Genomic DNA, 7,349 nt, shown 5'->3' on the forward strand with positions numbered 1-7,349 from the left:
CACGGCTAGGTCACCGGTATCACAGACTCGTCAGCAAGCGCGACCGAGAGCACTCCGTCGCGAATCAGCACCGGCACAGGCGCCAGGTGCTCGGAGCCGGTGCCCACCCGCGCTCCCGCCCCGTACACACTGAAGTGGGCAGAGCACGTCGGACAGGTGAGGACAGCGGCGTCTCGGGCAGGACGGCCCATCATGCGTTCGAGCACAGCCCCCGCCATCGAGTGCTCACACACCGGGCAACGGTCGCGATACGCGTACAGATCGTAACCGGAGCGGCAGACCAACAGATCGGTGCCCGACACGCGGAAGCCCGCGACCTCTCCCACCTCGACTTCGGCGAATTCGGGGACCTCCACCCAGTGCGTACCTCCCCCGTCGGCGTGAACGTGCGAGAAGAGGGACTCGACCGAGATCACACCCGACTTCACCTCGTGCGGATCCGGTGTTTCGACGTCGATTCCGGTGGTCTCGGGTGCCGCCGCCTGCACCGCGTCCTGGACCGCGGTTTCGAGGGTGACCGAGGACGAAGGACAACTGTTGCAGCTCCCGAGAAGCCGTAGTCGCACTACGCCGCCCGCCACCTCGATCAGTTCGACGTCGCCTCCGTGCGAACCGAGGTACGGACGCACGCTGTCGAGCGCAGTGCGGACGCGGGTCTCCACGTCGTGCGGGTGAAGTCCGTGCACCAGTAGCAGGCTGGACACCAGATCGTCGCGAACCATCGCATCCATCGTGGCCGGATCTGCCAGAGCGACGGTGCGTTCGAGTGCTGCGCCGTACAACTGCACGACCTCACGCACCAGTTGCTCGGCGCGATCTCTCGCCACCGGGCCTGCGCCGGCGTTGGCCTGCAACAACGTCTCGATGCGCTCACCTGCTCCGCGCCAGTAGTCGGCCGATTGCTCCATCGATCACTCCCCGGTCACGGACTGCGTCGGAGAGTGCAACTTCTCCAGGGTCTTGCCACCGCCGAGATACATGTGAACACCACACGGCAGGCAGGGATCGAAACTACGCACGGTCCGCATGATGTCGATGCCCTTGAAGTGGTCTCGATCGTTCTCCTCGAAGATCGGCTGACCCTGCACGGCATCCTCGTACGGACCGGGGGTTCCGTAGCTGTCGCGCGGGCTCGCATTCCACGGTGTCGGTGGGTACGGGTGATAGTTCGCGATTTTTCCGTCACGAATCACCATGTGATGTGAGAGAACTCCGCGGACGGCTTCGGTGAATCCGCAACCGATACCCTCGTCCGGGACCTCGAACGACTCCCACGTCTTGGTCCGGCCGGCCCGGATCTCGACAAGCGCCTTCTCGGCGAAATGAAGGGCAGCCGCGGCTGCGTATGCCTGGAAATACGTTCGCGCGCGGTTTCTTTCGAGGGTATTGCTGCCATGTTCGGGAATCTTCCACTCGAGCGAGACAGGACCCTTCAGTGCTGTTTTCGGAAGATTGATCTTCACACTGTCTCCGGTCGACTCCAGGTATCCGATGTCGACCAGGCCGGCCAGAGCGGTGCTCCACAGACGAGCCAATGCTCCCCCGCCCGTATCCAGAGCAAGGTTGTCTTTTCCGTCGAACCATCGCGGTGACATGACCCAGCTGTACTTGTCCTCGAGGTTCCGCTTCTGCGGGTGGGGGTTGGTGTGCTGATTCCACGGGTGCCTGCGATCGACCGGGTTACCCAGCGGATCGGTTTTGACGAACATCTCCTGATCACTCCAGTCCTCGTAATACGAGGAGCCCAGCATGATTCGGATACCGAGGTTGATGTCCACCAGATCCGTGGTGACCAACTTTCCGTCGACGACCACACCGGGAGTGACAAACATCTTCCGGCCCCAGTCGGTCATGTCCTTGTAGGAGAAATTGCAGTACTCGGGGTCTTGGAACGATCCCCAACAACCCAGCAGGGTCCGCCGCAGGCCAACCTTTTCGTAACCAGGCAGCGCCTGGTAGAAGAAGTCGAACAGGTCGTCGTGCATCGGCACGACCTTCTTCATGAATTCGACGTACCGCATCAGCCGCGACATGTAGTCCGTCATCAGTTCGATCGTCGCGACGGTGCCGACGCCGCCGGGATAGAGCGTCGACGGGTGAACGTGCCTGCCCTCCATCAAGCAGAACATTTCGCGAGTCGAACGCGAGACTTGCAACGCTTCGCGATAGAACTCACCCGTGAACGGATTGAGAGTCCGCATGATGTCCGCGATCGTGCGATACCCGTGCTGCTCCTCGTGCGGGCAGCGCGTGTTCTCTGCCTGCGCCAGCACACCGGGATTCGTCTCGGAGACCATCTTCTCGCAGTAGTCGACGGCGACAAGATTCTCTTGAAAGATGTTGTGGTCGAACATGTACTCGGCGGCCTCGCCGAGATTGACGATCCACTCGCCCAGATGCGGCGGCTTGACGCCGTACGCCATGTTTTGTGCGTAGCACGAGCACGTGGCGTGATTGTCACCGCAGATGCCGCAGATACGACTGGTGATGAAATGCGCGTCGCGCGGGTCCTTCCCCTTCATGAACAGGGAATACCCACGAAAGATCGACGACGTGCTGTGGCACTCCACCACTTCGCGATTGGCGAAGTCGATCTTGGTGTAGATACCCAGACTGCCGACGATTCGGGTGATGGGGTCCCACGCCATCTCGACAAGACCGTCGCGGTCCGCAGTCGAGGTGGGTTCGGGAACGATGGCCGTCATTGCAGTGCCTCCCAGAGACGTTGCTCACGAACTGATTTGAAGGTATCCGGTCGGTCACCACGTACGCGTCGCACCGGTGAGCAACTTCGACCCGCGCTCACGCCAGTGCGGTTCCTTGTCCAACGTGTGACCGGTGATCCGGCGCAGACTGTGGATCACGGACCCGTACATTCCCACCGCATTGGTGGAGAGTTTGCCGCCAGGTGGTTCATCCATGAACGGCATGAATTTGTCCGGGAATCCCGGCATCGTGCAGCCGATGCAGATCCCGCCGACATTAGGGCACCCGCCGACTCCGTTTATCCAACCGCGTTTGGGGACATTGCATTTCACGACCGGTCCCCAACATCCCAGCTTGACGATGCACTTCGGCGACCCGTACTCCGTCGCGAACTCGCCCTGCTCGTAGTACCCGCCACGGTCACAGCCCTCGTGAACGGTGGCACCGAAAAGCCACTGCGGGCGGAGGGATTCGTCCAAGGGAATCATCGGCGCCTGATCAGTGGCCATGTACAGAAGATAAGTCAGGGTCTCGGAGAGGTTGTCCGGCTGAATGGGACACCCAGGAACGCAGACGATCGGGATGCCCGCCTTCGATTTCCAGGTCCACCCGAGATAGTCCGGCACGCCCATCGCACCGGTCGGATTGCCGGCCATCGCATGTATGCCGCCGTAGGTTGCGCACGTGCCGACCGCAACTACCGCAGTCGCTTTCGGCGCAAGTTTGTCGAGCCATTCGCTCGTGGTGACCGGTTGGCCGGTTTCACGATTGTTCCCGAAACCACACCAGTACCCTTCGTCGTGAAGTTTCTCGTTCGGTATAGATCCTTCGACAACGAGAACAAAGGGTTCCAATTCTCCCCGGTCGGCTTTCCAGAACCATTCCAGGAAATCGTCAGCGCCACCCTGCGGTCCACATTCGAAGTCGATGAGCGGCCAATGAACCGCTACCTGCGGCAGGCCCGGCAACGCACCGAGCGCGATCTCCTCGATACTGGGTTGCGTGGCCGCGGTGAGCGCCACCGAATCACCGTCGCAACTGAGACCGGCATTGATCCACAGCACGTGGATCAGAGTTTCTTCCGCTTTGGCCGCTGCGCTTTCGGGGGTAGCTGCGCTTTCGGAGGCAGGTTCCGCCGTGGTGCCAGCAGTCGATTTTTGTGTGTCCATGTCAGCCGCTTTCACGGGTGCACTTGCGCCTGATTCTCGGCACCGCTACTGCCTGACACGCTATGGCCTCAATTGCTGCGGCACCGAAACGCTGACGCCACCGGAGTCGAACCTCGGCCCACTTGCGTGGCACCCACTCATTTCATTAACTACCCGAGCAGATCAGTTGTCAACGGCCACCGGAGAAATCGCCGAACGACTACCGATCCACTCGTACCACTCGCCCATGCCCTCACCTGTCGTGGCAGACAAAACAACAACGCGCACAGCAGGATTGAGCATTCTTGCCTGCTCGACGCAGGCATCGACGTCGAACTCGACGTATGGGAGCAAGTCGATCTTGTTGATCACCACGAGGTCCGCGACAGCGAAGATGTGTGGGTACTTTTTCGGCTTGTCTGCCCCCTCCGGCGTCGAAATTAGGACAACCTTGCCTTCCTCGCCGAGGTCGAAGAGCGCGGGGCACACCAGGTTTCCGACGTTTTCGATCAGAAGCAGCGATTCTTCAGCGGGATCCAAGGCGCGCAGTGCGCGGTCGATCATCGCGGCATCGAGGTGACATCCGGCCCCGGTATTCACCTGCACCACCGACGCGCCGGTCTCTCGGATCCGCTCGGCGTCGAGCCGGGTTTCCTGGTCACCTTCGATCACGGCTATCGGTCGCTGACATCCGAGCTCCCGGATAGTTCGCGCCAGCAACGTTGTCTTCCCCGCGCCGGGGGAACTCATGATGTTGAGCGCCGTGATTCGGCGGCTCCGCATCCACTGACGATTGTGAACAGCAATGCCGTCGTTCTTGGCGAGCACCTGTTGCTCGAGAATCACGGTGTGGTCGGGGTGGCCGTGCTCATGGTCATGCTCGTGACCGTGCCCGTGACCGTCGTGTTCCTGCTCGTGTTCTCCGTCTGCGACTACCGACACCCGAGGTCCTGTGGTGTCCCCGCACCCACACGTCGCGCACATGCTCAGCTCACTTCCATCGACAGGATCCGTAACTCTCGGCCGGCAAGCACCTCGACATCAGCACTGCCGCATTCACACAGCAAGAACATGTCGGGCGGCGAGAACATCACGCCGCAGCTTTTGCATCGCGCGCTGGTTGCAATCTCATCGATGTGCAAGCTGGCACCTTCGGCGTGAGTACCCGCGGTGACGACGTCGAAGCAGAACAGCAGAGAGTGTGGAACCACCGCGCAGAGTTGCCCTACTTCAAGCCGCACGCTCGATACTCGTCGCTCGCCGGCACGCTCACACACGGCTTCGACCACACTCTGCGCAATGGACAGCTCGTGCACGGTGAAACCCACGATTCGTGATCCGGAAACCTCCCTTCCACGATAAGCACCAACGGTCGTTGTGCGTAACCCGTACACGAAAACAGGCTGCGATCCGCAACTAATTGCGGATCGCAGCCTGTGACAGCGTTATTCGTGTGACGAACGCCGGCGAGAAGGATTACGGGTTCGGAACCGGCACCTTCGTCGTCGTGGTCGTCGACGTCACTGTCGTAGTCGGGGGCGCCGTCGTTGCATCCGTTCCCGCTACCGGTGTGGTCGGAACTGTCGACGTCGGCGTCACTGCCGCCGAACCCGTCGGAGTGGCAACCGCTCCCGATGTGACCGACGCCGATCCTGCCGCAGGCACCTGTGACGTGGTTGCGGGCGCTCCAGCAGATCCCGTGGAGCCAGTGGTCCCGGCCGGTGCCTGACCGGTTCCGGTGCCTTCAGCCACCGCGGCGTCGCCCTCAGCATTGCCGTCAGCCATGTAGGCATCGACAGCAGCACTGATCTGTTCCGGGGTCGGCTTCGCAGTTGTGTCGACGGGCTTTCCTTCCTTCGCCTGCTGGGCGAGGTAGGTGAGCCAGGCCGCTGCGTACTCAGCTGAAGTCAACGGCTTGCCGTTGGCCGCATCCGCATCTCGCCAGTAATCGAAGTGGTGTCCGACGTCTGGAGCGAGTGTCTGCTGGTAGGGGTCGCTCAAGATCACGGGAATCGTGTTCTGGTTGGTAGCAATCAGACCGACAATCTCCTTGAAAAGCTTCTGCGGCAGATATGCCAGCGGAGACACCTTGTCGGTGGACACCGTCTCGCCCTCGGCTACCGGCGCGGGCGCGGGTGTTTTTCCGGGCTTGTACTCCGGATCAGAGACCTTGAGCATCACCTGAAGGAATGTCTCGTCACTCTGCATCCAGTTGGGATTGGACGAAATGTCTGCGAACGCCTCGAAGACGATCTGGCCGAACACCACCGCGACGTCCTGGCCGGTGGCCGGGTTCAGACCCTGTGATTCGAGTTGGTCGATATTCAACTGCCGACCGACATTTGCCGCCAAGATCAACAGAGAGATGTTGCTGGGAGCCGAGCAGGTGAAGTCACCGTCCGAGCAGAAGGACGCGACCTTGCCGTTCAGCTTGCCGAAACCTCCGGCAGTGCCGGGGAGGACACCTTCGCCGGGTGTCGCGGAGGTGCCGCTCTGGTACTTCGTATCGAAGTTGTCCGGGTTCGTGAACGGATTCTTGGCACCGAGGAACGTACCGTCGCCGGCTTCGCGGCCTGCATCCGCCAGCATGACCACGCCGACAACCTTGTCCGGGTCGACACCGAACTCGTTGTTCTCCTGCGTACCGATGTCCATCGCCACACGACGCACCACATCGGCGCCCTCGCTGTAACCGACGATCGAGAACTGAGTCTTCGGGCATTCCTTGGCGATGGCACTCATCACGGACTGCGTATTTGCAGCACCGGCAGCGACGGCGTCCTCGTAGGACGCCATGTTGGCCGGATATGCGATGTACACCGCTGCGTACGAGCCGGGCTTGTTCGCGTTGACCGAGCCTGCCGGGTTGATCACCTGGTCGACGCGTTCACTCTTGTAGTCACCGGACAGGGCGGCCGGCAGCGGCTTCCCGTCGGCTCCCAGCAACATCTTCACAGTCGAAGCATCCGGCGTGTCGTGTCGACCGGCAACCGCGATGCTCACCATGTCATGGCACTCGGTGACCGACGACGTCAGTTGCGTCTCGATCGTGCGTGACTCCGGAGAGTCCACTGCGACCGCAACCGCGACCAGTGCGGCCACGCCGAGCGCTGCGGGCGCTACTGCACCCGCCAGTATTCGATGTCGCGAAAAGAACCCACGAACCGGCATATCTTCTCCCCAATCAACTTTTGGAAAACGTACGACCGACCCCCGGGGCGTCACGCAACGTCATTCGAGTAGTCGTCCAGTACGAGAGGAGCGTTACAACGGGTAACGATTTTCCGCGGCGACTCGGGAGGGAATCGGGGGCGCAAACGCCTCATTTCCGCTGCATAACACCGACGTGCACCTACTCCGCGTCGAAGATAATGACCTGTCGGATTGCTTTTCCATCGGCCAGTTCGTCCATGCCGGAATTGATGTCGTCCAACTCGATTCGCGAGGAAATGAGCTTCTCGACCGGTAGCTTCCCGTCCCGCCACAATTGCGCGT

General features: G+C 61.3%; 6 protein-coding genes and 1 pseudogene. All 7 read right to left on the reverse strand.

Annotated elements, in window-relative coordinates; genetic code table 11:
- Positions 1-5 precede the first annotated feature (5 nt).
- Positions 6-908, reverse strand: coding sequence for a NifU family protein (locus ACYP01_RS24160; protein ID WP_404649503.1), 903 nt, complete (start codon positions 906-908; stop codon positions 6-8).
- Positions 909-911: 3 nt separating this feature from the next.
- On the reverse strand, positions 912-2,705 hold the full coding sequence (locus ACYP01_RS24165) for a nickel-dependent hydrogenase large subunit (RefSeq protein ID WP_209448616.1): 1,794 nt from the start codon (positions 2,703-2,705) through the stop codon (positions 912-914).
- 54 nt (positions 2,706-2,759) lie between these two features.
- Positions 2,760-3,875, reverse strand: coding sequence for an NADH-quinone oxidoreductase subunit B family protein (locus tag ACYP01_RS24170; RefSeq protein WP_020969412.1), 1,116 nt, complete (start codon positions 3,873-3,875; stop codon positions 2,760-2,762).
- Between the two features lie 162 nt (positions 3,876-4,037).
- On the reverse strand, positions 4,038-4,838 hold the full coding sequence (hypB, locus tag ACYP01_RS24175; RefSeq protein WP_459682840.1) for a hydrogenase nickel incorporation protein HypB: 801 nt from the start codon (positions 4,836-4,838) through the stop codon (positions 4,038-4,040).
- 2 nt (positions 4,839-4,840) lie between these two features.
- Positions 4,841-5,170 (reverse strand): hydrogenase maturation nickel metallochaperone HypA, encoded by a 330-nt coding sequence (hypA, locus tag ACYP01_RS24180; protein WP_073512368.1) that lies wholly within the window; start codon positions 5,168-5,170, stop codon positions 4,841-4,843.
- A 160-nt stretch (positions 5,171-5,330) separates the two neighbouring features.
- Positions 5,331-7,025, reverse strand: a complete 1,695-nt coding sequence (locus ACYP01_RS24185) for a cutinase family protein (RefSeq protein WP_209448614.1) — start codon at positions 7,023-7,025, stop codon at positions 5,331-5,333.
- A 181-nt stretch (positions 7,026-7,206) separates the two neighbouring features.
- A pseudogene (locus tag ACYP01_RS24190) lies at positions 7,207-7,349 on the reverse strand (alcohol dehydrogenase); the annotation flags it as partial.

This window comes from Rhodococcus sp. no. 34, from assembly GCF_054589475.1.

What these genes read in the sequence shown, in the direction of transcription:
- ACYP01_RS24160 (WP_404649503.1), bottom strand. Translation starts at nt 908, where the DNA reads ATGGAGCAATCGGCCGACTACTGGCGCGGAGCAGGTGAGCGCATCGAG.
- ACYP01_RS24165 (WP_209448616.1), bottom strand. Translation starts at nt 2,705, where the DNA reads ATGACGGCCATCGTTCCCGAACCCACCTCGACTGCGGACCGCGACGGT.
- ACYP01_RS24170 (WP_020969412.1), bottom strand. Translation starts at nt 3,875, where the DNA reads ATGGACACACAAAAATCGACTGCTGGCACCACGGCGGAACCTGCCTCC.
- hypB (WP_459682840.1), bottom strand. Translation starts at nt 4,838, where the DNA reads ATGTGCGCGACGTGTGGGTGCGGGGACACCACAGGACCTCGGGTGTCG.
- ACYP01_RS24185 (WP_209448614.1), bottom strand. Translation starts at nt 7,025, where the DNA reads ATGCCGGTTCGTGGGTTCTTTTCGCGACATCGAATACTGGCGGGTGCA.